General features: G+C 53.6%; 18 protein-coding genes, 1 rRNA gene and 2 riboswitches. Of the genes, 4 read left to right on the top strand and 15 right to left on the bottom strand.

Going from position 1 to position 26,689, the window contains the following annotated elements:
- Window positions 1-11: 11 nt before the first annotated feature.
- The 4 genes from EHV15_RS13625 to EHV15_RS13610 all read right to left on the bottom strand — a co-directional run bounded on the left by EHV15_RS13625 (window position 12) and on the right by EHV15_RS13610 (window position 5,214).
- Window positions 12-1,565 (bottom strand): 16S ribosomal RNA (locus EHV15_RS13625).
- 405 nt (window positions 1,566-1,970) lie between these two features.
- Entirely contained in the window at window positions 1,971-3,047 is a 1,077-nt protein-coding gene (locus EHV15_RS13620) for a glycoside hydrolase family 18 protein (protein ID WP_246061544.1), read from the bottom strand.
- A gap of 62 nt (window positions 3,048-3,109) precedes the next feature.
- Complete coding sequence (locus EHV15_RS13615) at window positions 3,110-4,501, bottom strand: sensor histidine kinase (RefSeq protein WP_128631686.1); 1,392 nt, start codon at window positions 4,499-4,501, stop codon at window positions 3,110-3,112.
- Complete coding sequence (locus EHV15_RS13610) at window positions 4,501-5,214, bottom strand: response regulator transcription factor (RefSeq protein WP_128631685.1); 714 nt, start codon at window positions 5,212-5,214, stop codon at window positions 4,501-4,503. Before EHV15_RS13610 ends, EHV15_RS13615 begins: the two co-directional genes overlap by 1 nt.
- A 151-nt stretch (window positions 5,215-5,365) precedes the next feature.
- On the opposite strand from EHV15_RS13610, the gene EHV15_RS13605 reads away from it, so the two are divergent.
- The 4 genes from EHV15_RS13605 (at window position 5,366) to EHV15_RS13590 (ending at window position 9,601) form a co-directional block, all read left to right on the top strand.
- A complete protein-coding gene (locus tag EHV15_RS13605) occupies window positions 5,366-6,283 on the top strand; it encodes an ABC transporter ATP-binding protein (RefSeq protein ID WP_128631684.1) in 918 nt (305 codons plus the stop codon).
- The gene (locus EHV15_RS13600) at window positions 6,283-7,038 is read left to right on the top strand and encodes an ABC transporter permease (protein WP_128631683.1); all 756 of its coding nucleotides are present in this window, start codon (window positions 6,283-6,285) and stop codon (window positions 7,036-7,038) included. Before EHV15_RS13605 ends, EHV15_RS13600 begins: the two co-directional genes overlap by 1 nt.
- Before the next feature lie 113 nt (window positions 7,039-7,151).
- Window positions 7,152-8,450 carry an IS110 family RNA-guided transposase gene (locus EHV15_RS13595; RefSeq protein ID WP_128631682.1) on the top strand — a complete coding sequence of 433 codons (1,299 nt, stop codon included), beginning with the start codon at window positions 7,152-7,154 and terminating at the stop codon, window positions 8,448-8,450.
- A 416-nt stretch (window positions 8,451-8,866) separates the two neighbouring features.
- Window positions 8,867-9,601, top strand: a complete 735-nt coding sequence (locus EHV15_RS13590; protein WP_128631681.1) for an ABC transporter permease — start codon at window positions 8,867-8,869, stop codon at window positions 9,599-9,601.
- Window positions 9,602-9,644: 43 nt separating this feature from the next.
- On the opposite strand, the gene EHV15_RS13585 is transcribed toward EHV15_RS13590, so the two are convergent.
- The 11 genes from EHV15_RS13585 to EHV15_RS13535 form a co-directional block, all read right to left on the bottom strand.
- Window positions 9,645-11,339: a polysaccharide deacetylase family protein gene (locus EHV15_RS13585; RefSeq protein WP_128631680.1), complete on the bottom strand. Its 1,695-nt coding sequence runs from the start codon at window positions 11,337-11,339 to the stop codon at window positions 9,645-9,647.
- Between the two features lie 2 nt (window positions 11,340-11,341).
- Entirely contained in the window at window positions 11,342-13,288 is a 1,947-nt protein-coding gene (locus EHV15_RS13580) for a glycosyltransferase family 2 protein (protein WP_128631679.1), read from the bottom strand.
- A 27-nt stretch (window positions 13,289-13,315) separates the two neighbouring features.
- Window positions 13,316-14,641, bottom strand: a complete 1,326-nt coding sequence (locus EHV15_RS13575; protein WP_128631678.1) for a nucleotide sugar dehydrogenase — start codon at window positions 14,639-14,641, stop codon at window positions 13,316-13,318.
- A 60-nt stretch (window positions 14,642-14,701) separates the two neighbouring features.
- Window positions 14,702-16,198 (bottom strand): polysaccharide deacetylase family protein, encoded by a 1,497-nt coding sequence (locus EHV15_RS13570; RefSeq protein ID WP_128631677.1) that lies wholly within the window; start codon window positions 16,196-16,198, stop codon window positions 14,702-14,704.
- Between the two features lie 70 nt (window positions 16,199-16,268).
- A riboswitch (cyclic di-GMP riboswitch) is annotated at window positions 16,269-16,382 on the bottom strand.
- Between the two features lie 200 nt (window positions 16,383-16,582).
- The gene (locus EHV15_RS13565; protein ID WP_128631676.1) at window positions 16,583-17,953 is read right to left on the bottom strand and encodes an NCS2 family permease; all 1,371 of its coding nucleotides are present in this window, start codon (window positions 17,951-17,953) and stop codon (window positions 16,583-16,585) included.
- 148 nt (window positions 17,954-18,101) lie between these two features.
- Window positions 18,102-18,202, bottom strand: a riboswitch (purine riboswitch).
- 276 nt (window positions 18,203-18,478) lie between these two features.
- The gene (locus EHV15_RS13560; RefSeq protein ID WP_128631675.1) at window positions 18,479-19,321 is read right to left on the bottom strand and encodes a hypothetical protein; all 843 of its coding nucleotides are present in this window, start codon (window positions 19,319-19,321) and stop codon (window positions 18,479-18,481) included.
- Entirely contained in the window at window positions 19,318-19,893 is a 576-nt protein-coding gene (locus EHV15_RS13555) for a sigma-70 family RNA polymerase sigma factor (RefSeq protein ID WP_128631674.1), read from the bottom strand. Before EHV15_RS13555 ends, EHV15_RS13560 begins: the two co-directional genes overlap by 4 nt.
- A gap of 501 nt (window positions 19,894-20,394) precedes the next feature.
- Window positions 20,395-21,933, bottom strand: coding sequence for a glutamine-hydrolyzing GMP synthase (gene guaA / locus EHV15_RS13550; RefSeq protein WP_128631673.1), 1,539 nt, complete (start codon window positions 21,931-21,933; stop codon window positions 20,395-20,397).
- 77 nt (window positions 21,934-22,010) lie between these two features.
- Window positions 22,011-24,386 (bottom strand): DUF4129 domain-containing transglutaminase family protein, encoded by a 2,376-nt coding sequence (locus EHV15_RS13545; RefSeq protein WP_128631672.1) that lies wholly within the window; start codon window positions 24,384-24,386, stop codon window positions 22,011-22,013.
- Window positions 24,373-25,680, bottom strand: a complete 1,308-nt coding sequence (locus EHV15_RS13540) for a DUF58 domain-containing protein (protein WP_128631671.1) — start codon at window positions 25,678-25,680, stop codon at window positions 24,373-24,375. The genes EHV15_RS13545 and EHV15_RS13540 overlap by 14 nt, the downstream gene beginning before the upstream one ends.
- Window positions 25,677-26,645: an AAA family ATPase gene (locus EHV15_RS13535; protein ID WP_128631670.1), complete on the bottom strand. Its 969-nt coding sequence runs from the start codon at window positions 26,643-26,645 to the stop codon at window positions 25,677-25,679. Before EHV15_RS13535 ends, EHV15_RS13540 begins: the two co-directional genes overlap by 4 nt.
- Window positions 26,646-26,689: the final 44 nt, after the last annotated feature.

The following is a 26,689-nucleotide window of genomic DNA, read 5'->3' as shown; positions in this document are numbered from 1 at the left end:
GTACTCCATAGAAAGGAGGTGATCCAGCCGCACCTTCCGATACGGCTACCTTGTTACGACTTCACCCCAATCATCTACCCCACCTTCGGCGGCTGGCCCCTTGCGGTTACCTCACCGACTTCGGGTGTTGTAAACTCTCGTGGTGTGACGGGCGGTGTGTACAAGACCCGGGAACGTATTCACCGCGGCATGCTGATCCGCGATTACTAGCAATTCCGACTTCATGCAGGCGAGTTGCAGCCTGCAATCCGAACTGAGACCGGCTTTTCTAGGATTCGCTCCAGATCGCTCCTTCGCTTCCCGTTGTACCGGCCATTGTAGTACGTGTGTAGCCCAGGTCATAAGGGGCATGATGATTTGACGTCATCCCCACCTTCCTCCGGTTTGTCACCGGCAGTCACTCTAGAGTGCCCAACTTCACTTGCTGGCAACTAAAGTCAAGGGTTGCGCTCGTTGCGGGACTTAACCCAACATCTCACGACACGAGCTGACGACAACCATGCACCACCTGTCTCCTCTGTCCCGAAGGAAAGGCACATCTCTGTACCGGTCAGAGGGATGTCAAGACCTGGTAAGGTTCTTCGCGTTGCTTCGAATTAAACCACATACTCCACTGCTTGTGCGGGTCCCCGTCAATTCCTTTGAGTTTCAGTCTTGCGACCGTACTCCCCAGGCGGAGTGCTTAATGTGTTTACTTCGGCACCAAGGGTATCGAAACCCCTAACACCTAGCACTCATCGTTTACGGCGTGGACTACCAGGGTATCTAATCCTGTTTGCTCCCCACGCTTTCGCGCCTCAGCGTCAGTTACAGCCCAGAGAGTCGCCTTCGCCACTGGTGTTCCTCCACATCTCTACGCATTTCACCGCTACACGTGGAATTCCACTCTCCTCTTCTGCACTCAAGCCATCCAGTTTCCAGTGCGACCCGGAGTTGAGCCCCAGGATTAAACACCAGACTTAAACAGCCGCCTGCGCGCGCTTTACGCCCAATAATTCCGGACAACGCTTGCCCCCTACGTATTACCGCGGCTGCTGGCACGTAGTTAGCCGGGGCTTTCTTCTCAGGTACCGTCACTCTCCTGGCAGTTACTCCAGAAGACGTTCTTCCCTGGCAACAGAGCTTTACGATCCGAAAACCTTCATCACTCACGCGGCGTTGCTCCGTCAGACTTTCGTCCATTGCGGAAGATTCCCTACTGCTGCCTCCCGTAGGAGTCTGGGCCGTGTCTCAGTCCCAGTGTGGCCGTTCACCCTCTCAGGTCGGCTACGCATCGTCGCCTTGGTGAGCCGTTACCCCACCAACTAGCTAATGCGCCGCAGGCCCATCCGTAAGTGACAGATTGCTCCGCCTTTCCCAAGCCTCTCATGCGAGAAACTTGATTATCCGGTATTAGCTACCGTTTCCGGTAGTTATCCCGGTCTTACGGGCAGGTTGCCTACGTGTTACTCACCCGTCCGCCGCTAAGTTAACCAGGAGCAAGCTCCCGATTAACTCCGCTCGACTTGCATGTATTAGGCACGCCGCCAGCGTTCGTCCTGAGCCAGGATCAAACTCTCCAATAAAGTGAAAGTGTTTGACTTGCTCATTTTGAATCTGACGAGAAAGGATCGAATTTCAACGCCGGCGTTAACCGGATTGGAATTCATCCATTTTAATTCTCATTTAATACTCACTCGTTGTTCAGTTTTCAAAGATCAATTTCGTTTTGTTTCGTTACCGCCTCGAAATCTCGTTCGCAGCAGCAACTCTTATAATATATCACGTTTAATTCATCAGTGCAAGAGTTTTTTTTAGAATCAGATATTTCCAACTGTTATTGCGGCTTCCCTTTAGAGAACCTCTCTTGCAGCGACGTTTATTAATATACCGCATCCATCAGTTTAAAACAACCGGGAATTCGCTCCTGAAAATCCGAAACCCGCCGATTTTACCATAGTGAACCTGTATCGTATAAGGTTCGGCTTCAATTAATGGATCTCCGCCAAAATCTCTAAGGTCCGTTGACTCAATCCGCCCAGTCTCCAAATGGCGATGCGAGAGCATCCGGCTTCGCGCGCCGTCTCTATCCAACCGCGCAACGTTACACCGTCAGCGTACCAAACGGTTGTCTCACCGCCGTCAGCGTCCGTATATTTAAAATGAAGGCTGCCGCTGGCTATGTCGCGTTCCACTCCTTCTTTACTCAACGCGGCGAGCCCATCGGCCTCCTTTTCGGTGAGCGCCGTAACCTCCCCGTTTTCGTTCCAGGCAAATCCCCCTGTAGCTATGGCCAGCCGCTTGTTCCCCGGGATCGGTTTCATTTTGCCGGCAAGCTCTTTAATGAATTTTTTGTCCGCTTTAGGCCCGGGCCCGCTGTGGGAGCCGTACAGATTATAAGCCATCACCACATATTCGGGGCCCTCCGGCAGCTTCAGCTTTTTCAGCGGCGCACTTGGCTCCAGTACGATCCGCAATTTCCGGCCGTCCCGCCGCAGCTCCTGATACAATTCATTGTAAAAAGCAACCACACCGTTCCAATCGCTGTCCTTGATTTTCTCGTAGTCAATTTCCACGCCATCCAGATCAAGCTGATCGGCCGCGTTCGCAATTTCCCGGATATGCTCCTGACGAACCGTCTTATTTTGTGTTAAATGGCGCACCAGCTCAGGGTCTTTTTGCACAACCGAACCGTCACCGTTTATCCGGTCATTGACAATCGTAATAAAAGTCCCGCCGTCAGCTTGGCGAAGTGAGGCATCGCTCGCAAGACTCTCCCGGAACGAATCTTTGAAATAGAGATGTCCCGCCGCATCGAAATAAGCCGCAAACATCTGCAGTTCGGACAGGCGGGAACCAAGCGCCCCGTAGTCTTCCTCCCCGGATTCCTGCTGCCAATCCACGATCCAAGCCGATAGATCGGTAGACTCGCCTACCGGTTGCAAAGCGGCGTTGGGTTGGCCTTCCGCCCTGCTTATATAGTAGTAAGTGCCGCCGCATAAAATCACGATGGTCGCTATGACCCCAATTAAAAGAAAGGATTTGGGAAAAACGCGTATTTTAAACAAGGGCGTTAGCTCCTTTTCATAAATTAAATCCATGATTCAAAAAAGCGGTTAGCAAGTGCAGCTTAGGTCCCTGGCACGAAGGACGGAAGCTCCAGCGTGGCCTGAAATCCTTCATTTACGCCGCTCTCAAGCAGCAGCCTGCCGCCATGTGCCGCCGCAATCCTGGCAACCATCGGCAAGCCCAGCCCATGGCCATGCTTCTTTATACGTTTGCGGCTTGACGAATACGGCAGCTTGAGCAAGTCCGGCAGTTCGGAACGTTCCGCTCCTTGGCCGTTATCCGATACGATCAAGCGGCATACGGACCGTTCCCGATCCCATTCCGTCCGTATGACGATCCGGCAGCCTTGCGGATTATGGGTAATGCTATTTTGTACTAAATTGGATACGGCGCGCAACAGCAACTTTTCATCCGCCCGCACCTTTATTTTATCGTCATTCAGTTTCAGATCAATGGTATACCTGTTCGTATCCAAACCTTGATTGAGAAAGTCGGAGGCCGCCTGTCTGACGATTGCGGACACTCGTACCTCTTTAATGCTCAAGGGCTGCATTTCATATTCCAGCATGGAGACCAGGTTCAAGTCATGGATAAGGGAACGCAGCTTCTCGCCTTGCCGGCGAATAATTCCCGCTTGCTGCCGCTGATCCAAAGGCAAGGCCGAGTGGTCTTCCAAGTCGCTGGCATAACCCAAAATCATCGACAACGGCGTACGGACATCGTGCGAAATACCGGCGATCCAATTGGAACGCGCCTCATCCTTCGCTTTAAGGGCTCTGTTCTGTTCCTGCAGCATCCTGGAAGCGGCATTGATACTGTCCGCCAAATCGCGGAAAATACTTTTGGCTTTGACCTGGACCGGCTCTTGCTTCGTCAGTCCGTGGATTCCGCTGACCAGCGGTTTTATGCTTCGCATGCACCATGCGCCCAAGCAGACCGACAACACAATGAACAAGACCAGATTACAAACCAGCAAAAGCACGATTCGGACCGGCAAAGATTGAATCCAATCCTTGAAATAGCTGACTTGGTACTTCGCATAGGTATGTTGAGGATACCCCACTACAAGCAGCCCCGTGTCTTTCTCCCATATGAACACCGGGTAATCCAGCAGATAATTGCGCGAGAACTTGGCTACATCCACTAAGCTGTAAGTACGCGGAAGCTGTTTAGGCAACTTATATTCCCAAGCAATTTTGCCTTTTGAATCGAGCAGCATGGCCCAAGCTTCACGTTCATTCAACAGCTTCTCCGCCGGGCCGGCAAGCCGAAAACCATCGGAGTGAACTTCCAGTTGTTCCGCTACTTCCCTAACCACCGACTCCGGGTTCCGCTGTTTATTTTCACTAAATACGATCGTGCCTAACAGCACCAGATTAAAGGCCATAAGCAGGAGGGAAAGCAGCATGGTTGCGCCGATAAACCGCCTAAGCATCGTCAGGACTCCTTGCATTACGGCGCCTCCTTCACATGAAGCTTGTAACCCAACCCTCTGACCGTAAGCAAATGCCGCGGACGCGACGGATCGGCTTCAATTTTTTCCCGGATGCGGCGAATGTGCACCATCAGCGTGTTTTCGTAACTGAAACTGTCATCTCCCCATACCGCCTGGCAAATGGCATCCGACGTGACGATCCGGCCTTCGTTCTCGTAAAGCTTTAATAGAAGCGTGCGCTCCTTGGCCGTTAACGGCAGTTCCTCTTGATTGCGCCTTACAGCAGCACTTTCCAGATCGATCTCAATGTCCCCCAGACAAAACGCAGGCAAACGTTCCGGTGCAGCGGAAGCAAATGTCCGTTTCAAAATGGCCTGCAAACGCAAAAGCAACTCGCGCGGCAAAAACGGTTTAACCAAATAATCGTCCGCTCCGAGTCCGAGCCCCAGCAGACGATCCTCATCTTCTCCCCGGGCGGACAACATCAATACGGGCATCTCGGAAAACGTGCGGATCGCGCTTAACAGACCAAAGCCATCCCCATCCGGGAGCATCACATCCAGGATAGCGATATCGGGCTTGTCCGTCCGGCATATGGCCAACGCCGAAGCGCAGTTTTCCGCCAGGTATATGCGAAAATAACCTTCCTTGCGCAAAAAACGTTCGATCATCACGCGTATTTCCGGCTCATCGTCCACAATAAGTATTTTTTTGTCTTTCAAATTATCCATGTACCCTCACCCAGTTCTCATTATACATGGAAGGCGGAGCTTCGCCCCCGGTATGCCGCGATTTAAGGTTGTCGTAAGGTTGCCGTAAGCTCATCGAAAGGTTCGGACTATAAAGTGAAAAGAAAACAACAAAAAACGGAGTTGAACAAACATGAATTCCCGAGCGCTTATCGCAACGCATAACTTGTCCAAAATGTACAATGGGGTCTATCGGGTAAACAAAGTTAATCTTGCCGTTCCGGAAGGGGAAATTTTCGGTTTCCTCGGGCCGAACGGTGCGGGAAAATCGACCTCTCTCAAAATGCTGCTTGGCCTTATCAAGCCTACGGAAGGCGAGGTGACCGTTTTCGGCCGCGAACTTGCCAAAGACCGCAGGTCCATCCTTAAGCAGATCGGCTCTTTGATTGAATCTCCGTCTTATTACGGTCATTTGACCGGCTGGGAGAACCTGAAAATCATGCAGCGTCTGCATGATGCACCGTCCAAAAATTTATATGAGGTTTTGCGCATCGTCCGTCTGGAAAAACAAAAGGACAAGCGGGTCGACCATTACTCGCTTGGCATGAAGCAGCGGCTGGGAATCGCCATGGCGCTGCTTGCCTTTCCAAAGCTGCTCATCCTCGACGAGCCTACCAATGGGCTCGATCCGGCGGGAATTTTGGAAATCAGGGAACTGATCAAATCGCTTCCCGCGCGTTACGGAATGACCGTAATGTTGTCCAGCCACCTGCTTTCGGAAATCGAGCAAATCGCCAGCTCGGTGGGAATTATCAGCAACGGCCACCTGCTGTTCCAAGGAACCATGGGGCAGCTCAACGCCAAAACGAAAATCTCCATCTCCTTAAAAACTTCCGACAACCAAGCGGCGGAACGCCTGCTCTTAAAACACGGCTTTCAAGCATCTTCCAGCGGTCCGCGCCTGCTGTTCGACCATCTTGACGATACTTTAACCGCGCAGGTCAACCGCTTGTTGGTCGACTGCGGACTCGACGTGATCCGAATCGAGGAGCGAAAAAAAAGCCTGGAAGATATTTTTCTGGAACTGACGGGAAAGGAGCGCAGCCTGTAATGAAAGAACTGACTTTAGAGTTTTTTAAACTGCGCCGCAAAAAAATCGGGTGGATGATTGCGATTTTTTTGGCGGCCGAAGTACTTTGGATATTCATGGTCACCAGCATTACGCTCGCCCGCCATCCCGAAAACGTCGGATGGGAGTACGTCCTATTGATGTTTTCCACGTTAAACGGGCTTTTTCTTCCCATCATTTCGGCCGTGGTCGTTTCCCGCCTCTGTGATATGGAGCATAAGGGAACGACGTGGAAGATGCTGATGGCAACCAACGTCAGCCGCAACCGCATCTACTTGGCCAAGTGGATTTGCGCCAATACGCTGCTGCTCTGCGGAGCCGCTTTCCAGATATGCGCCTTATCGGCTTTCGGGGTACTTAAAAATTTCCCGGACCCGCTGCCGCTCGTGCTGTTGGTCCGCCTTCTGGCTGGCACGTTCCTGACAAACCTTGCCGTCACTGCGCTGCAGCAATGGATTTCCCTCACGTTCAAAAATCAGACCTTTGCGCTTACGCTCGGCATGGCCGGCGGCTTTTTAGGCGTTACAGCCAGCTTTTTTCCCGCATTCATACGTAAGTTTATCGTCTGGTCCTACTATACGGAGATGTCTCCCATCGGGATGTCTTTTAATACCTTAGCGGAAACCAGCCACTATTTCGTGTTGCCCGCGCAAGCCGGAAACTGGGTGGCCGCTCTGCTGATGGTTGCGATATTCTATACGGCCGGATGCCTTCACGTATCCCGTCAAGAAATATAAGGAGCCATTCCTGTAATGAAGTAATTTGCCCCTTGAAAAGAAAAAGCGCCTCCTGTATGCTGGGTCTCGGAATGGTGGCCATTCACTGCCCTAATTGAAGGAGGACGCTCTACATGAAGTATAAGCTGAAACAGAAAAAGAATCAACGAATTACACGAATTACCGAATCGACACTGGTCGTCGGAGCGGATATCGCCAAGAAGATTCATGTGGCTCGTGCAGTAGATTTCCGTGGCATTGAGCTTGGAAAAGACTGCGTGTTTCATAATAGCCAGGAAGGGCTGACGAAGCTGGCGACGTGGATGAAGGAGCTCGGGCAGACACACGGCAAGACGGACATCATATTTGGCATCGAGCCTACTGGACACTACTGGTTTCCGTTAGCAGCCTTCTTACAGGATCAAGGGATTCAAGTCGTAGTGGTAAACCCGCATCATGTCAATAAGTCGAAAGAGCTTGAAGATAACTCACCGACGAAGAGTGACTACAAGGATGCAAAAGTCATCGCAAAACTCATTCGGGATGGGAATTACTCCGAACCGAAGTTGCCGACGAAGGAATTCGCAGAACTGCGGATCCTGATGAACCTCCGCGAGAAGGTATCGGACAGTCTAACTCAAGTCAAAAGCCGCATCGGCAATTGGTTTGATCGATTCTTTCCGGAGTACGCAAAAGTGTTTAAAAACTGGAGTGGCAAGGCATCGTTCATGACCATGCGAGCCTTCCCGTTGCCTGCTGATATCGTCGCCAAGGGCGCTAGAGACGTCCTAGCGCATTGGAAGACGGAAGTCAGGCGTGGCGTTGGAATCAAGCGGGCAGAAGCGCTTTACGCTGCAGCAAGCGTCTCCATCGGTCTGACAGAAGGCATCGTTGCCGCCAGGCTGGAACTAAGTACGCTACTGTCGCAGTTTGACCTGTTTAACGAGCAGCTTGAAACGATTATGCATCAAGTGGCCGGAATTTTGGAGGGCATTCCAGGAACGACAGAAATGCTGTCTGTACCCGGAATCGGCGTTCTGACCGTAGCCGGATTTCTAGCCGAGGTTGGAGATCTGAATCACTACGATCACGGTCAGCAGATCATTCGTCTGGCGGGCCTTAATCTGATGGAAAACAGTTCAGGCATACGGAAAGGACAGACAGGCATAACCAAGCGAGGGCGATCACGCCTACGGGCGCTGTTGTTCCGAGCGGTGATGCCGCTGGTTGCAAAGAATCCGGAGTTCCAAGCGCTTCACCGGTATTACACGACGCGGAGCCAGAACCCGCTGAAGAAGAAGCAATCTCTCATTGCCCTATGTGGAAAACTCATACGGGTGCTTTATACCCTGGGAACAAAGCAAAGAATGTATAACGCCAACGATGTCATGGGCCCCGTTAGGCAAGCCCAGCTGCAACAATTGGCTGCATAAAGTCAAGGAAGCAATCACCCTGCAATATCGCTTATTCACATGTGTACAACTAGACAACGGAAGCACCGGAGAAGCCGACGCACGACACACCGTAAGGGCAACGACCCTGTAAAGGAGCGAGAAACGGCATCCACCCCTTGAGAGGTAGAACGAAGGAATGTAAGGGCATAGACCCAGTGTGACATGGGAGGGTGAACCCCAAGGGCGGAATGTGGAGATCCATTGTGCGATCATAACCAATTATCTACAGTTTTGGAAACGAGAAGATCCTAAGCTCTGTTCCCGCCTACGCTCTTACAGAAAATCGTGGTGTAGACTATATTCTCCACCAGTATCTCTTACACTGTCAAAGTTGAAATATTGAGAATGAACGAGAAAACAGGAGAAGTTATTACTTTATAGTGGGAGGTTTCCCCATGATCCGAAGCATTGCCGCCGAATGGCTTAAACTGCGCCGCGGGCGCATCTGGATAACGATGACCGTGCTGCCTGCGCTCAGTTTGTTCATCGGCTGTTTCAACTATTATTCCAATCAAGAAGTTTTGAACAATGCGTGGTATAGCTTATGGACTCAAGTCAGCCTGTTTTACGGCGAATTTTTCTTTCCTATCCTCATTGCCATTTGCTGCGCGTATGTGTGCAGGCTGGAGCATGCCAACCGGAATTGGAACCTGGTGCATACCGCCCCCGTCTCCGCCGCCAGCATTTATTTCGGCAAACTGACGGTGATCGCGGTTTTGATTTTAGGCGTTCAAGCTTTATTTATTGCCTTATACTTACTCTTCGGGCTTCTCCTTTCGCTGCCTCCTGCGGATATTCCCGTGGAACTGGCCGGATGGGCTCTGCGCGGCTGGATCGCCGCGATTTCGATCGCGTCCATGCAGCTTTTGCTCTCCTTCAGGATACGCAGCTTCGCCCTTCCCGTCGGCATCAGCATATGCTGCTCCATGCTTGGTCTCGGTCTGTACATCCTAAACATGAGGTTCCTCTTCCCGTTTAGCTTATTGACAACCGGCATGGGCGTATTAGAGCAAAGCTCGCTTACGGGTCCGGAAAATGGTCTGTTTATCTTCATTAACGCCGCTTATATTTCCGTGTTCTCAGCTTTGGCAATACACCGGCTGCGGACAGCAGATGTCGTCACCACCTAGAAATGGGGCCTTCCGATTCGGAAAGGCCCTGTTGTTTCCTCGTTCAAAAGGTGTCAATCGCCCAGTTGACCGCCGCGTCAAACGTCCATTTAACGCCGTTGACCACTTTTTGCAGCGGGGTGTATCCGTTGGAGAACAGCACTTTGCCCGCAGGTTCCCCGGCAGCGTTTTGCTCGGCCTCGGCAACGATGACATCATCAAACACCCCGTCATACACCGGGTCTTTGCTATGCTCTTCACTAGCTGTGGCTTCCAAAGCCAACCCGCCCGCGGCAAGCGTAGACGCGATTGGGATCTCCGGCGCGACGGCCTCCCCGCCGACCTGTAGGGTCAACCCGCTGCCGGCGATCGCCACGTCCAGCTTACGCTCGATCGCCGTCTGCTCCGACACCCCTTTTAAACTGCCGAGATTCCGGGAGATCAGCGTCTTTTCCTCCGTTTGGCCGGGCTCTTTTTGCACGACGCGAAGCAGGTTATCTTCCACGATCAGCTTCACGTAAGCATCGGCCTGGCGGTCGTACCTTAAATATACCGATTGCGAGCCGATAATGTTCCCCGCGATCTGCAGCGACACCTTCACATTTTGATAGCCATCGCTCCCTTTAAGATAAAGCAGGCCTTTGCCGTTTTCCGGGGAGGTCAGGATGATGCGGTTGCCCCTGAATTCAGCGGCCCCGCCAAGCAATTGCCAATGATCGGCCCGCTTCTTGTCGCCTTCGTAAAAATCGTAGGATTCCCCGGTGTCCCCCGCGATTCTCATCAATAAATGGTTGCGATACCAGCCGGGAGACGGCTGCAGCCGCGTCAAATCGTACAAATCGGCGCCGCTGTCATTAAAGGTTTGCCCTTCGCGGTTAAAGTGCATTTTAAACAGCCGTTCGATGTTACCGGAATTCACGTTTTCCACCAAAGGATTCATTCCGTTGTGCAGCGAATTGGCGTGCATGATCATGTAAACATTCGGAACGAACCCCAGCTTATCCCGATAAATCTGCTCCATAAGCCGGTAATCTTGGTTGATGCGCGCTTCCATTTCCCGGCGGTTTTCCAATGGCACCTTATCGGCGTCGCGGATGAAGTCCATCAAATAGTGCGTATAGTATTGTGCTTCGTCTTTATCCTTAAACTGCTGCTCGGTTTGCGTCCCGGCATACCGCCCGTCCTTGTCAAAAATATTGATGTACGTCAAACGGTACCCATTGCTGCCCAATTCCCAATAGCCTCTGCGCGTTAACTTAAGCAGCTCCGGCCCCGACAGAAATTTCGGATCCACGACGTCCAGCCGGTCGGCATAGGAAAGCATCGTTGCTTTATAATTGTACTTTTCCAGCAGGGGCTGGGCGAACAAGGCGGAATCGCTGCGCCCGTCTTCAAAGCTTAAATACACTGCCCTTGGCGGCAGCAGCTTACCGTGCTGGTAAAAATCAAGCATATCCTGCTGCGAAACCGTGACATACCCGTTTTGATGCAAAATTTGCAGCTGCTCATCCAGACGGCTTTTGGCGATCAGACCGCGTGTCCCGTTTCGATCCACTCCGTAATAGGATAAGGCGATAAATCCCCGCGTTTGCTGCCAGGCCGCTTTGTCTGGCTCCCGGTAACGGTGGATTCCCGCCACGGCGTGTACCAACAACACCAGCACCATAGCCAGCACCACAATCTGAACGGTCGATTTGACCGCTTTTTCCCGTTCTTTGCGCCCGACATCAAGCGCCTTGCGCGGCTTGTTTTTTCCCATAGTCAGTCAACCTCACTGTATGAACCCTTGTCCTTGTGGGAATCATTAAAAAGATTTTTAAACAATGATTTTCTCCGCTTGTTCGCTTTGCGGCTTTCTTTTTTGGCCTTGGCCTCAACATCCTGCGGTGTTTCCCGCGTACCCCAGGTGGATTTCCAGAACGTCACCCAGGCGACCGGCATTTGCCAAAGCAGCACCAGCTCGTAAAAAACGCAAAACACCAAACCGAAAATCCATAGCTTGCTTTTACGGAACAAAAGATGGGCAAAACTCATCAATAATGCCATTAACATAAGTCCCATCAAAAACGTGCCCGGAAAAATACCGTAAGCAAGCGGTACGTATACAAGATTGTACAAAACGACGATCGGAGCGGCGATCGGAACGACCAGGCCTATGTAAAAAAACAGCGCCATGAACGGTTCTTTACGCCAGATGAACGTCCCCGCGCGCAGCGACTCCCGCAGCCAGGAACGCTTCCAGCGCATCTGCTGCTTCAGAAACACATCCAGCTTGGATGGCACGATGGTGGAGCAAATCGCGTTGTCCTGATACCCCGTCCGATGAGACCGCAAAATGAAGTTGGTCATGCTGCGGTCATCGCCAAACGTTGCCGGCTGGCCGAGAAACTTCTGGTTCAACCAGTCGTCCGCGTATTTGAGCACCAGCTCTTTCCGATAACATGACAGCGGACCGGACAGGCAGGTGACGCTGTCGAACCAGGATTCCGCCGCTTTCATGATGCGAAACGCGATATAATATCGAACCGTCTGCAGCTTCGTAATCGAATTCGTATATTTGTTTTCTACATCCGTCCGGCCGGCCACCCCGCCCATCTTCGGATCTTGGAACGGCTGCACGAGGTGAAGGATGGCGTCCGGCTCCAAAAAGCTGTCGGAATCGACGAACACGACCAAATCATGTTTGGCCATCTCCACGCCTTTGACCAAAGCGACCCGCTTGCCTCCGTTCTCCGGCAATACAACCAGCTTGAGGCGATCCCGGATGGCGAACCGCTCCGCTTCCTTATGCAGGCGCTCGACGATCTCATTAATCCGCTCCACCGATCTGTCAGACGAACGGTCGTCCACAACGATCACTTCCAGCTTGTCGATCGGATACTCCTGATTGATGCAGCTGAGAACGGTGCGCTGAATCCATTGTTCTTCATTAAAACAAGGGATAATGATCGACACGCCCGGCGTGTAGTCCGGGTTGACCGGCACGTTGCGGTACAAAGCCCCGAAAAAATACCGCGTCAGCAAAAATACGGCCGCCGTGAGACTGTATAAATAAAGCAAAATGTTGTATTTGAAATAGATGATGCTTTCCACGCGCATCAGCAAAATGATCGTCATCGCAACGAACAGCAGTCCGCTCGCCGTATAAACGGAGTAGCCCCAGCGCCTTTTCTGAAAGTAATTGTAAAGGCTGCTTTCAAAAGCGAGCGCCGCCATCGGTTTCTCCCCGTCCGGTGTTTCACGGGTAAAGCTGCGAACGACCGCCGCTTTTATTTTCACCTTCGACTCAAAACCCTCCGGCATCGTCCCCGGCGGAATGTTGAAGCGCAGCTCGAACACGTCGCCCTCTCGGCACGCTTTGGCCCCGCCTGGCTCCAGTTCCACCAACATCCCCGTTGAAGAAATATCCGCGGCCATTCCGCGTATGCCAGACTTTGCACCCGCCTTTTTCTCCGCTTTTTTACCATCTCCCTGGGGAAACAACGTTACGGGGAAATCGGCCTCATAACGCAAGCTGAGCAGACGGGGCATTTTACTGTCGGCAGTGGTGCCGTCCCCTTCGTCTTTTAACTGGAATCCGCCTCGGCGGTCCAACGCCTTGCGGATATTCTCTGGATCGGGGACATGGGCAAGCAATCGCCGGTCTGCCTTGGGCGTGGAGAGCACTTCAACCGGCTGTTTTTGTTGGTTCTTTTTTCTCAAGTTCATTGCCCCTTAACGTATAAGATCGGGCCTTTACAGGCTCCAGTAGTGGTAGCCCGCCGCTTCAAATTCGGCTTTAGCGAAAACCGCCTTAACATCGACAAACACTTTGCTCTTGTCCGCCCCGAACAACCGGTCGTAATCCTCCCGGCTCATGCCGAGGAATTCGCTGTGAGGCACAGCCAGTACCACCACGTTCAAATCCCGCAAATCGGACAAATTTGCCAGCTCCAGTCCGTACTCTTCATAAACGAGCTGCGGGTCTACCCACGGATCATAGACAATCGGCTGGATATCATATTCCTGCAGCTCCTCGATAATATCCGTAACCTTCGTGTTGCGAAAGTCGGGGCAGTCCTCCTTATAGGCCAGGCCAAGGATGCCCACTTTCACATCCGATAAATCTTTCCGCAGGCGCATCAGCAGCTTCACGATGCTGCGGGCGACATACTTGCCCATGCCATCGTTGATGCGCCGTCCCGCGGAAATGATTTTCGAGTGATACCCCGCATCTTCCGCTTTATAAGTTAAATAGTAAGGATCAATGCTGATGCAGTGGCCGCCAACCAGCCCCGGGGTGAATTTGAGGAAATTCCATTTGGTTCCCGCCGCGGCCAATACCGCTTTCGTGTCGATCTCCATCCGGTGAAACAGCATGGAAAGCTCATTCATAAAAGCGATATTGATGTCGCGTTGGGCGTTTTCGATCACTTTGGCCGCCTCGGCCACGCGGATGCTCTCGGCCCGGTAAACTCCCGCCTCGATCACCAGCTCGTAAACCTTCGCCACAAGGCCAAGCGTCTGCTCGTCCATGCCGGAAACGATCTTTACGATGTTCTCGAGCCGGTGAACCTGATCGCCCGGGTTGATCCGTTCGGGGGAATAGCCGACTTTAAAGTCGACCCCGCATGTAAGCCCCGACTCCGCCTCGAGAATCGGAACACATACTTCCTCGGTGACGCCGGGATAAACCGTTGACTCGTATACGACCACCGCGCCGGGGCGCAAATGTTTGCCGACCATGGCGCTGGCGTTCTTGACGTAAGTCAGGTCCGGCACTTTATCGTTTTGGACCGGCGTAGGTACGGCCAGAATGTAAAACGAAGCCTCCCCCAGCCTTGTCTCATCCGCGGTGAAGTCAATCCCGCTCGCCCCAATCGCCTGGGCCCCCACATCGCCGGTGGGGTCTTTTCCCGCCCGGTAATCGGCTATTTTCCGAGGGTTTAAGTCAAAACCGATCACGTTTGCTTTCCGGGCAAACGCGACCGCCAGCGGCAAGCCGACATACCCCAGTCCAACGACAGCCAGCTTGGCCGTCCGATTCTCTATGTTTGCGTATAGCTGATCCAAATTCTTCATAAGTTCAACTCCGTTCATTTCCCCTTGAGTATTCATAGATGTTAAGTAAGCGTCCGTTTTTTATTTCATCCCGTACAGCTCGTCCAGAAGCACAAAGGAATAACCCCGTTGCTTCAACTGATCGATCACTTCCGGCAAAGCTTCCAGCGTATGGATGCCGTCAAGCATATGCAGCAAAATGACGCTGCCGTTGGTTGTCTGCTTCAACACCCCGTTTAAAATGTACTGAGCATCATGGTCGGAATTCCAGTCCAAAGTGGTCACATCATACAAAGCGATCGTCTTATACCCCGTGGCCGCGATCACCTTGGCCGTTTCCTTATTGATCTCCCCGGTTGGGGGCCTGAACAGCATCGCCGGCTGCTGTTGAATCGCCTCGGTGATGACGCGGTGCGCCTTGACCACTTCCTCCTGCAGCTCATCGGGCGGTATTTGCGTAATTACGGGATGAGTGTAGGTATGATTGGCTACAAGATGGCCTTCTTCAACAATCGCCCGAGCCAGGTTCGGGTTGTTCTCCACGCCGTTCGCCCGCAGAAAAAAGGTCGCTTTGACGTTATGGTCCTCCAGAATCTTTAACAGGCGGGTGACGGTCAAATCGCTGCCCCAATCGTCAAAGGTCAAGGCGACGACCTTTTTGCCGTGCGGGTTCCATTTGGCGATGTCGTTGGCGTTATAAATCAGGTTATAGTCCGCCTGCTTGTAATCGGGGTTGATCCGGGCGGCATCGTACCCCGGAATCTGCTCCAGCGGCTTCCGCTCTCCGCCGCCTTGCACCAGCTTTGCTAGCGGCACCAGCTTATAGCCCACTTCATTCGCCGCATCCGCGATATAAGAAATGGAGGAGATCACCTCGGGATTCACGTCCGTGTTTAGCGCAATAATGCCGCCGCGGCTAATGTACTTCCGTATGTAGTCGCCAATTTCCTTAGCGCTCTTCATGTCGCTGTCTTTCGGGTTAATGTTGTAGGAAACGACGGCCTGCAATCCGGTTTGCGCCGCCACCAGGCGGACATCGTCATTGAAGCTGGCCCCCCGGGTCCGGACAAATTGCGGCGTCTTGCCTGTTGCGTCGGCAATCAATCCGTTGGTACGGTTGATTTCTTTATAGATTTCTTCATAGCTTAAAGTCGTTAAGTCGGCGCGCGTTAACGTATTGTTTTCCACCTCGTGACCGCGGCTCACCAACTCCTTGACGAGTTCCGGCTCCTCGGCCGCCCGCATGCCCGGGACAAAAAACGTCGCCTTGATTTGATACTTGTCCAGTTCATCCAGCAAACGCATGATCGTCTCGCGATCGCCCAACCCGTCAAACGTTAGGGAAAGCTCTTTTTTGGCCGTGTACACAAAAGACAAAGCTTTGCTTGGTTCTCCCGTATACCGGGTAATTGGCTGCTGCTGTGTTGAAACGGTCTGAACACCGGAAAGGGAAGAAGTCCCATCCCCGTTGTCCGCCTGCGGATTGGCCCGGCTGCAGCCGGCCACCCAAAACGCAAGCAGGGCTATGGCGATACCGATCCGTACGGCACGGGCCCTTTGTCCTCCTAGCGATATCATGCGTTCACCTTCTCCTGAAAGTTAATTTTTACCAATCAAAACTCTGAAAATAAAAAAACCGCCATTCCTGCATGGCGGCCGGACAATCATAGCGCAGCTTGCACCGTAACTTGCACGGCAGCTTGCACGCTTTAGACTCCGAACTTTGCGTCCTATCCTTTCGAATAGTTTGCCTTTAACTTCGTTTCATTTAATTATTTAAATTTATTATAATCGACTTCGGCTGGAAAGCAATCCATTGTTTATGAAAAAAAGCCGATTCACAAAAAAATAATTGGGATTATGGTCCCCATTAGTCCATGACCAATCTCCCAAAATGGAGCTAAAAAACAAGGGCGCCTGCTCCTTACGGAGCGGACACCCTTGTTGGTCCATCTAGTCCCGTTATTCGGAACCAAGAAAAATGTAGCGGGCCAGTACGAGAATCACCAGCACCCACATCAGCCAATGAATTTTGACTTTGTTTTTGCCGAACAGGTTGTTGAATCCGCCCAGAATGACATAAGAGACCAAACCGGCGGCGATCCCGTTGGCGATGCTTCCGGTAAAAGGCATCAATACGATCGTCAAAAACGCCGGGAACGCATGCAAGAAGTCATCCCACTCGATCGATTTGACCTGGCCGATCATCAGCACGCCGACGATAATCAGCGCCGGAGCCGTTGCCGCGCTGGGGACAACGCCGGCCAGCGGCGCGATGAACAGCGCCAGGAGGAACAAAATCCCCGTCGTTACCGAAGTGAGCCCGGTACGTCCGCCTTCGGCCACGCCAGCGGTGCTCTCTACATAGGATGTGATCGTGCTTGTGCCAAGAAACGCACCCGCGCTGACGCCAACCGCATCCACCAGCATCGCCTTGCCGATTTTTTTCTCGCCTTCTTCTTTGTTTTTCATCAAACCGGCGCGCGTGGCCGTGCCGACCAAGGTGCCGAACGTATCAAACAATTCAACGAACGTGAATACAAAAACAATTTCAAACAGACCCAGATGCAAAGCCGCGCCTAAATCGAGCTGGCCTACCGCGAGGTTATCGAAAGTGGGCAGCCAGTTGGCGCCGGAAAGTCCGGAAACGTTGGTGACGCCCATCGGAATGCCGATAATGGTCGTGGCGATAATCCCGATCAACAGTGCTCCTTTGACCCGCAGCGACATCAAAATGGCAATCAGGATCAAGCCGATCAATGTTAATTGGACATCGGGGCTATGGACGAAATCGCCCAGCGTGAAGTTGATGCTGCTGCCGGGAACCGTGGCGGACACGTCCGTTACCCCCGACAGATTGGCGCCGATCAGGTTGCTCATCTTCAAACCGAGGCTGGCCACAAACAGGCCGATGCCGACCGTGATGGCCGCTTTAATGCTCTGCGGCACGGCGACCAGCAGCAGCTGTCGGACCTTCGTCACCGTCAGAATCAGAAAAATGATGCCGGAAATAAATACCGCGCCAAGTGCTGCCTGCCAAGTGATAGCTCCGCCCGAGCTAAGCACCACGGTCATGAAGTAAGCGTTCAGCCCCATGCCCGGAGCCAGCGCGATCGGGATATTGACGAACAATCCCATAAGAATCGTGATCAGCCCTGCGCCTACCGTGGTGGCGAAAAATACCCCATCCACCGGAATGCCCGCTCCGCCGGGTCCCAAAAAGATCGTGTTCACGAACAAGATGTACGCCATCGTCATAAACGTGGTGATCCCTGCTATAATCTCCGTTCTTACATTCGTTCCGTGTTCCTTAAGCTTAAAGAACCGATCCATAAGAAAAATTCTCCCCCTTAAAATGAGTCGGAAAACGACAAAAAACCCGAGGTCAATAAATGTTCCCCGGGTCCCGTAAGCCAGAAGAAGCATGAGACCGCATAGGCCTGCCGAAAAACCCCAAACTCGCTTTTCCCCGCCAAAGCCCTGCGCCGCTTCTTCTCTTCGTAGCAAGATCATTTACGGTGACCTCGTAGAGACTTCCGGGCCGATTCCCGGAATTATACGAAAAAGAATTAAATTGGTATTCGTCGAATCCTTACAAACCCTTTAACAAGGGCTTGTCACATGATTTATTCTAGGCACGGGCGAAGGGATTGTCAATAGAAAAAACGAATATTTCTTTATGATATACCGTTGATCGTTCGTTTTTATACAAATTTAAACGATTACTGCCTGCTTATGGTAAAGTGTGCTCCAGATGATCTCGTATTATTCGGTCCCGGTTCATCCGGCCAACCAATTGACTTATTTGAGCCTCCGGTGATGGAGGAGTTTATCCGCTGCTTCACTTCATTTTGCGTCTCAATCTACGGCCGGGGCCGAGGCAGCTGCTGCACCTCTGCTCTTCTCCACATTCTTCTTCACCACATCAGCCTCTAAGGGCTCAACCGGAGCGCCAACACTAAAACTGCCGATGATTTTTCCGAGTGTGGTTTTGTCAAAATCGGTTTGGGAATACAGTTCAACTGTAAAGCCCTTCTCTTCCCAAATCACAATTCCATTGGCAAAATAGACCGTAGCCCCGTTGATTACCTCTGTTTTCACCTCTTCGGTAGTGCCAATCCCGTTTTCTCCACCTTTGGAAATCAGAAAATTAGCAGCTTTATCCCCTGAATTGTATTGCAATTCGACCATGCTGGTGCCCTGAAGAACACTGTTCTCAAACTTATAGTCTGCCACCCAACCAGGGGCCGGGAAGTTCATTCCAAGCGCTGCACGGGCTTCATCTATCGTTAGTTTGGCCGAAGCCGGCAATTCAATAACGCCGTCTCGCTCGCTTTTTCCATCATTTGGAGTGAAAGACGTAGAAGCAGGAGGAATTTCCTTATCGTATTGCGTTATTTCGAGATTCCCCACCTTAAACTTTGCCATGATGGATTGGAACATTTCCTGTGCATAGCTGGTTGTAGAAAATGCCCCGCCCAGACAAATTACCGCACCGCCTATCACCGCTGCTGTTCTCCAACTGCTTTTTTTCATCGTTATCCCGTCCTTTTCCCTTGATTGGGGTTGAATAGCTTCATGATCCAGCTTGTATATCAAGCGGTTATAAATCCTTTCTTTGGAGGTGCCGCTCCCCTGTTCTGCCTTCTCAAGCAGTTCTATGGTCTTGCTGAATTCTGTGAGATTATTTTTTTTGTTCATATTTTGAATCCCCCCGCCTGTAAGGAAAGATGCAGTTTTTTTAGGCTTCTATACAGTACAACGCCAATGTTGGACTCACTGACACCCATGATCTGTGCGATTTCGGAATTCTTCAATCCAGCCCCATATTTCATTGCAATGATGTTACGCTCCTTCTCTCGCAGCTTAGCGAGAGCCTTGAACAGTGCCTGATTATTATCCTCGCGAATCGCCAACTCCTCAGGAGACGGCTTGGGAAAAATCAGTTCCAGCAAAGAATCCAGTGAGGAGTGGTTTCTTTTCTTCTGAGCCCTGAAGTAGTCCGTTACAGCGTTTCTTACAATAGCAAACAACCATACCTCAAAATTGGATTTTTCCGGTGAATAGCTGTAATACTTGCATATAACGGTCTCAAACACCTGACTGCAAATATCCTCCGCCGCATGGTGGTTATTAATGCGATAATAGATATACTTGTAAACACGTTTGAAATACGTATTATATATCTGTGTGAATTCCTCTTTTGACATGATTGCCGCACGTGATTTTCCCGTATTTTGGTAACGTTCCACTTTACTCTGGATAACTTCCATCCGCACCCTCCTTCCACCTTGCCTTCACCTGCAGCTATACAAATTGCGCAATTTGTAATGAAGGAACTCACATATGTTAATACGTAAAATGAACAAAAGCATTAACAACCTTTCCTATCGATATAAAAAAAACGCCTGACGGCTCCTTTAGTGGCTCTGACTTCTACTTTGAAGCGATGGGAGGCTCTTCCTAAACATTGGACGCTGCTCTAACGGACACCAGCGACCTTATCCGCCCATTTCCCGGGTATTTCCCAGGCTAACGGACCCACATGACACTATTTCGTTCTAAACCCGTTCATCCAGGCCGATTTGAGGGAAATAAGGGCATCTGTGTCCGTTACATTTTGCAGACCTCCGTTTTTCCGAAAATAACGGCTCTGGTGTCCCTTAGCCCCTTTTATAAGGTAAAAAAATACCCCCTTCTACCTGCTGAACAACGCAGATAAAAGAGAGTATTTTATTAACACTCTATAGTTGCACGTCAACTGGAAATCCAGTTCACTCCCACTCGATCGTCGCCGGCGGCTTCGACGTAATGTCGTACACGACCCGGTTGACGTTATCGACTTCGTTGACGATCCGCACCGAAATTTTCTCCAGCACGTCCCACGGAATGCGGGCCCAGTCGGCGGTCATGCCGTCGATGGACGTCACCGCGCGAATCCCTACGGTGTAGGAGTAAGTCCGGGCGTCGCCCATAACCCCTACGCTTTTCATGTTTGGCAGGGCGGTAAAATACTGCCAAATTTCGCGATCCAGCCCTGCTTTGGCGATTTCATCGCGCAGGATGTAGTCGGAATCGCGGACGATTTTCAGCTTGTCCTCCGTGACTTCGCCCAGAACGCGAATCGCCAGGCCCGGACCCGGGAACGGCTGTCTCCACACGATCTCCTTCGGCAGACCGCATTCTTCGCCGACTTTGCGGACTTCATCCTTAAACAGCGTCTTCAACGGTTCAACGAGCTCGAACTTCATGTCCTCCGGAAGTCCGCCCACGTTGTGGTGGGATTTGATCGTCTGCGCCGTAGCGGTGCCGCTCTCGACGATATCCGTATACAGCGTGCCCTGCGCCAAAAATTTAAAATCGTCAAACCGCCGCGATTCTTCTTCAAACACGTAGATAAACTCGTTGCCGATGATTTTCCGCTTCTGTTCCGGATCGTCGACGCCGGCCAGCTTGGACAGGAACCGCTCACGCGCGTCGATCTTGACGACCTTCATGTCGAACTTGCCGACAAACGTCTCCATTACGCTATCGGCTTCGCCTTTGCGCAGCAGGCCGTGGTCGATGAACATGCAGGTCAACTGATCGCCGACCGCTTTGTGGATCAGCATTGCCACGACCGACGAATCGACGCCGCCGCTTAACGCGCACAGCACCTTGCTGTCGCCGACCTGCGCGCGGATGTCGCGAACCGCGTCCTCGATCCACGTCTCCATGCTCCATTTGCCTTCGCAGCCGCAGATTTCGTACAGGAAATTGCGGATCATTTCATTGCCGTGGATCGAATGGCGGACCTCCGGATGGAACTGTACACCGTACATTTTGCGTTCGGCATTGGCAAATCCGGCGATCGGGGCATGCTCCGTGGAGGCTTCCACCACAAAACCTTCAGGAAGTTTCGTCACGTGATCCCCATGGCTCATCCACACCGTCTGCTTGGCCTGAAGCCCGCGGGTCAACACCGAATTTTCGGCAAAATCAACATCCGCTTTCCCGTATTCCCTTTTTGCCGCGCGTTCCACTTTCCCGCCAAGCTGTTGCGCCATCAGCTGCATGCCATAGCAGATGCCCAGGATTGGCACGCCGACATCGTACACGGCCGGATCGATATGCGGCGCGTTTTCGGCGTAAACGCTCGACGGTCCGCCCGAAAACACGATCCCCTTCGGCGCCAGCTCCCGGATGCGCTCCACCGGCGTATTAAATGGCAGTAGTTCACTGTAAACGCCCAAGTCGCGGATCCGTCTGGCAATCAGCTGGTTGTATTGCCCTCCGAAATCAAGGACGACAATCATTTCATTTGGCTTATTCATGACCGAGCCTCCCTCAAATTATGACACCTATTATACGAAACGACGAAAGAGGTCGTCAAGGAAGCCGGGGCCGGGAATCAGCGGCGCCGAAAGGCCAAATTTCGGCAATGCTTCAGAAACTTCATGCTTTCCCTGCGCTCGGGTTGCCGCCCTCCGTAATAGAGGTTTTCCCAAATCGCCACAAACTCTTCAGCCGCGCCGGTTAAACCCGGTCTGCCCTGAAGGGCGGACCGCAAATATTCCCTGGCCGTCATGGCCGGCGGTTTGGGTCCGTAACTCTGGCCAAGCTCCCGCCAAACCCGGTCGGCGGCTGTCAGCAATTCGCTTCGTCCCGGGAAGCTGCGGCGCGGCCGGCGCAGGTACAGCCACAGCTGCAGCCGATTACCGCGCCAGGCGATTTCCCGAGCGATCAAAACCGCAAAGCCGGCGCCAAGCAGCGAGGCCGTCCAAACGAACGGATTCGGCACGGGCTGCAGCTTCTCCCGCCAGCCGGCGGCAATTTCGGCAGTGGCGGATGTCCATTCGGCGGCCAGCTTACGAACGCTTGCCACCGCCTCGTTCAGGCGTTCGAGCAGCCTCGCGCCGGCGTTCCCGCCGGCCGCGTCGCCGGGGTTGCCTGCGCCTGCCGCAAGCGCCTCGCCGAATCCGGGCGTCGGATCAAAAGGCACCCAGCCGGCCTGCGGAAAATAAACCTCGACCCAGGCATGGGCGTCCGCGTATGTCACGTCAATCCGCTGCATCGTTTCGTCCTGGCCAGCGCGGCCTGCCGCTTCGGGTTCGCCCGGCGCAAAACCCTTCACCCATCTCGCCGGAACGCCGCCGCTGCGGAGCAGCACCACCATCGCGCTGGAAAAATGATCGCAGTAGCCGATTTTGTCCTCGAACAAAAAACGGTCGACAAAGTCAGCCTCCGCCGGGGGACGCCGGGTATCCAGGTTGTAGGCATAGTTCTTCTTCAAATAGCTTTGTACGGCCAGAGCCGCATCATAGCGGCTGTTTGCACCGGCTGCGAGCTCTTTTCCCAAATTCCGCACCCGTTCCGGCAAGGCGTCGGGAAGCTGCAGATAACGTTCGGCGATGCCCTCCCCGTCGGGGCCGTGATCGTCTCGCAATGCAGGGCCCGGGGGCGTTTGCAGCAGCGCGGTCACTTCGTAGCCGTAGATTTGCTCGGCCGCGGCGGCGTAATCGATCACCAGCGCGTCAGCGAGCGGGTCGAAACGGGGATTCACCTGAACCCGGGGAGTTTGTTCCCCGCCAAAAACAAATCCGGAACGCACCGGAATGCCGCCGGAGAGAAGCGCTACCCGCCCGGTCAGCGGTTCTTTGAACATCACCGTCTGGCGGATTTCTTCCGTGACCGGGGCGGTTTCCGGCTTGATGGGCTGTGAAGCCGCCGTTGCGGCGTTCTTCGTTTCCCGCGTCCCCGCACTTTTCGCACCCTCCCCCGCAGCAGGCTGAATCCAGCCCCGCCCCGTATAGACGCTTTTGCTTTCCCCGCGCCAATACGTATTCCGCGGCGACAGCGCCGTGAAATACACATCGTGCCGAAGCTGCAAAGGCGCCCCCAGTTCGGCGTCGCTGCGGCTGTACCCGGAAACGCTGAAGACCGCCGCCGTTTCCTGCGCTGCAGTCAGCTCGGCGCCGCTCCACTCGGACAAACTCTGCGCAATCTGCTGCCAGGATACCGGACGGATCGGCTGAACCGGAAGCTGCGAGCTCAACAGCGCGGCGCCGGCCACGCAAACCAGAACAATCCCGGAGCCGAGCAGGCTTCCCCGGCCCGAGGCGTAACCCGGGTCCCGCTTGCCGAACACCAATGCCTGTAAAACCAGGCCGAGCACCGCGGACCGGATTAGTCCCAGATATAACTCGGTGGCTCCAGCCGTTTCCAGAATGACCAAATAAAGCAGCGTCACCGCCAGGAACAGCAGGATGTTTTGCCTGCCGAGCGTCAGCATTTGCACGGACACGACCAGCAGCGTCCAACCGATCAGCAGCAGCAAAGTGCGGAATTCCATACTGACGCCGCTCAGCCGTCCGGTTTCCATAAATTCGGTCAAATCAGCGCCAAGCTGTTTTCCGAAATCGATAAACCAGATCCATCCCTCCGCCTGCCCATGGAGATAAAATAAGGAACAGACGATCAAAAACGGAGGCAGCATGGCATATAAAAAAGACGGTAAACGCAAACATCCGGCGCATAACAGCAGTCCCGTCAGCACGAAAAAAAGCCTAACCGTGTCCGCTTGGTCATTGGCGACAAAAGCATACAGCGGATACAGCCATTCCCCAAACAGTCCGAACAAAAGCGCCGATAAAACGAACCGCAGTCCGAAGCCCGGAACATCGTCTTTGGGGACGGCTTCAAATGATGCATCCGGACGCGGAATCCCTCCCTCCGCAGGGGAGACAGCCAAGGCTGCCGCTTCTTCCTTTGAACTAGGCGCTGGCATGTTCCGCTCCCTCCTTTCGCGGGAGTCCAAGGTGCCGGGGCGTCAGGCCAAAAACGGCTGCGCCATGTTCCCGCAGGCGGGAGGCAAGCGCGTCATCAAGCTCCGCCCCGTCCGGAGAGCACGCGCACCACAGCTCGACGGAAACGCCCGCTTCCGCCAGTTGCAATACAGCTTCCATCAAACCGGGGGTGAGCTGTCCGGTAATGACCGAGACAGACCGTCCCTGGGCGGACAATTCCGGCCAGTCCCGCTCAAGCACCGCCTCAACGGGCAAACCTTTGCCGAGATCAACCCCGGCCAGCAGTTCCCTACCGTAGGCTAGTCCTTCATACCCGGATAGCGTGGCGATGCCATCCATTCCGCCGTGGCTAAGCAGCAGCTCCCCCGGTTTCCCGTACCGGGCTTCCCGCTGCAGCCAGGACGCCGCGGCGGATACCGCCAGCTCAAAGCGATCGGCCTCCGTGAGCCCGGCCGCCGGCGCAGCAGCGGACCGTTCCTTGCCGGCGGAGCGCCGCTGACCGGATACCTGACCCCGCGGCGCGGTATAATCCGCTTCATCCGTACCAAGCAGCAAATAACGCGGCACGTTCCCCTGCTCCTCCGGAATACGGGTCAGCAGCGTTCCCGTCTTCGCCGAATGTTTCCAGTGAATGCGACGCAGCGGATCCCCGGTCATGTACGGCCTCAGCCGGCCGGGCGCGGACGGCGCTGCCGCCTGCCGGCGGTACGGACCGCCGCCGCCCTCATCATCGCCGTACGCCTCCAGCGTTTCCGAAGGATAGGAACTTAACGGCCGTGGGGGGACGATCAAAACGTCTTCCGTCTCTACCCGCAAGCTGCGCTTAAACCAGCCGAGGGCATCGCCCCACGTCAGCCGCACCGCGATGTTTTCGTAAATCCCCCGATTGATTTCTTCCATATGATAAGTTCCGCTGTAAACCCTGCTAAACCCGGAGAAATACAATTTGCCTGCTCTGCCGCTGTTACGTACCACCGAAACTTCCGCGGCCAGATCATCTTCCACATGCAGCCACAGCGGCGGTAATCCGCTTAGGCAAGTCACCGTCAATTTCACGGCGAGCCCATCCCCGTCCGCCGGACGGTCCGGCTCCCAGGACCGCACCACTTTCATCCGTTTCGGCCCGCACCATAATGCCAACGCGCCTTGCAGCATCACGAACCAAGGCAGCAGCGCCAAAAAGAAAGAAGACGCGCCTCCGCGCCATAAATACCATGCCGTGAGCAGCCCCGTTGCCGTCAGAGCCGCCGCCCATCTCCAAATCCCGCTTCTCATGACGGCGCTCCTGAGACCCTTGCAAAAATCGGCACGTCCACTTTGGCGAGCAATTCCTTAAGCACCCGTTCACCGCTGATTCCGGCGATTTTGGCTTCGGTTTTTAATACGATCCGGTGGACCAGCACCGCTTCCGCAACCGCTTTGACATCATCGGGCGTAACAAACGAGCGGCCCTTGAAATAAGCCATCGCCTGCGAAGCCCCCATCCAGGCCAGCGTGCCGCGCGGGCTGATGCCGAGGGATATTTGCGGGTGACGGCGCGACGCGTCCGCCAGGCTGACCATATAACGCTTGACGACGTCATCGACCAGCACGCCCCGCACCTGCCGCTGCATCGCGGCGATTTCGTCGGGCAGCAGCACCGGCTTCAGCTCGGCGAGGGGATGCTGCTCCTGCAGCCGGCCAAGCATCTCGAGCTCCTGCTCCGGATTCGGGTACCCCAAAGTCAGCCGCATCAAAAAGCGGTCCAACTGCGCCTCCGGCAGGCGGTAGGTCCCCTCGTATTCCAGCGGATTTTGCGTGGCCAGCAGCAAAAAAGGCTTCGGCAAAGCCCGGGTGACTCCGTCCACGGTCACCTTCCGCTCTTCCATCGCTTCCAGCAAAGCCGACTGCGTTCTTGGAGCCGCGCGGTTGATTTCATCGGCCAGCACGATATGGGAAAATACCGGGCCTGGCCGAAATTCAAACTGCCCGCTTTGCGCATGATAGACGGTGATCCCGGTAACATCGGAAGGCATCAAATCGGATGTAAACTGGATGCGGCCAAACGATCCGCCGAGGCAGGCCGCCAGCGTCCGCACCAGCATCGTTTTGCCGACGCCGGGAACATCCTCCAGCAAAATATGGCCTCCGTACAGCATGGCGACGACCGCCAGCTCGATCTCTCTTTTTTTTCCGACAATAACACGATCCACTCGGGTGACCAGCCGCTGCAGCAGATCATGAGCCTGATCCTGATTCATCGTATCTCCTCCGTTTCTAGGCAGGCGGAAAACTTCCAACCAAT

Source organism: Paenibacillus oralis, assembly GCF_003863965.1.
Classification (GTDB): domain Bacteria; phylum Bacillota; class Bacilli; order Paenibacillales; family Paenibacillaceae; genus Fontibacillus; species Fontibacillus oralis.
Note: the sequence above shows the minus strand (reverse complement) of the source record. Positions and strands in the feature narration are given on the sequence as shown.

What these genes read in the sequence shown, in the direction of transcription:
- EHV15_RS13615 (WP_128631686.1), bottom strand. Translation starts at nt 4,501, where the DNA reads ATGCAAGGAGTCCTGACGATGCTTAGGCGGTTTATCGGCGCAACCATG.
- EHV15_RS13610 (WP_128631685.1), bottom strand. Translation starts at nt 5,214, where the DNA reads ATGGATAATTTGAAAGACAAAAAAATACTTATTGTGGACGATGAGCCG.
- EHV15_RS13605 (WP_128631684.1), top strand. Translation starts at nt 5,366, where the DNA reads ATGAATTCCCGAGCGCTTATCGCAACGCATAACTTGTCCAAAATGTAC.
- EHV15_RS13600 (WP_128631683.1), top strand. Translation starts at nt 6,283, where the DNA reads ATGAAAGAACTGACTTTAGAGTTTTTTAAACTGCGCCGCAAAAAAATC.
- EHV15_RS13595 (WP_128631682.1), top strand. Translation starts at nt 7,152, where the DNA reads ATGAAGTATAAGCTGAAACAGAAAAAGAATCAACGAATTACACGAATT.
- EHV15_RS13590 (WP_128631681.1), top strand. Translation starts at nt 8,867, where the DNA reads ATGATCCGAAGCATTGCCGCCGAATGGCTTAAACTGCGCCGCGGGCGC.
- EHV15_RS13585 (WP_128631680.1), bottom strand. Translation starts at nt 11,339, where the DNA reads ATGGGAAAAAACAAGCCGCGCAAGGCGCTTGATGTCGGGCGCAAAGAA.
- EHV15_RS13580 (WP_128631679.1), bottom strand. Translation starts at nt 13,288, where the DNA reads ATGAACTTGAGAAAAAAGAACCAACAAAAACAGCCGGTTGAAGTGCTC.
- EHV15_RS13575 (WP_128631678.1), bottom strand. Translation starts at nt 14,641, where the DNA reads ATGAAGAATTTGGATCAGCTATACGCAAACATAGAGAATCGGACGGCC.
- EHV15_RS13570 (WP_128631677.1), bottom strand. Translation starts at nt 16,198, where the DNA reads ATGATATCGCTAGGAGGACAAAGGGCCCGTGCCGTACGGATCGGTATC.
- EHV15_RS13565 (WP_128631676.1), bottom strand. Translation starts at nt 17,953, where the DNA reads ATGGATCGGTTCTTTAAGCTTAAGGAACACGGAACGAATGTAAGAACG.
- EHV15_RS13560 (WP_128631675.1), bottom strand. Translation starts at nt 19,321, where the DNA reads ATGAACAAAAAAAATAATCTCACAGAATTCAGCAAGACCATAGAACTG.
- EHV15_RS13555 (WP_128631674.1), bottom strand. Translation starts at nt 19,893, where the DNA reads ATGGAAGTTATCCAGAGTAAAGTGGAACGTTACCAAAATACGGGAAAA.
- guaA (WP_128631673.1), bottom strand. Translation starts at nt 21,933, where the DNA reads ATGAATAAGCCAAATGAAATGATTGTCGTCCTTGATTTCGGAGGGCAA.
- EHV15_RS13545 (WP_128631672.1), bottom strand. Translation starts at nt 24,386, where the DNA reads ATGCCAGCGCCTAGTTCAAAGGAAGAAGCGGCAGCCTTGGCTGTCTCC.
- EHV15_RS13540 (WP_128631671.1), bottom strand. Translation starts at nt 25,680, where the DNA reads ATGAGAAGCGGGATTTGGAGATGGGCGGCGGCTCTGACGGCAACGGGG.
- EHV15_RS13535 (WP_128631670.1), bottom strand. Translation starts at nt 26,645, where the DNA reads ATGAATCAGGATCAGGCTCATGATCTGCTGCAGCGGCTGGTCACCCGA.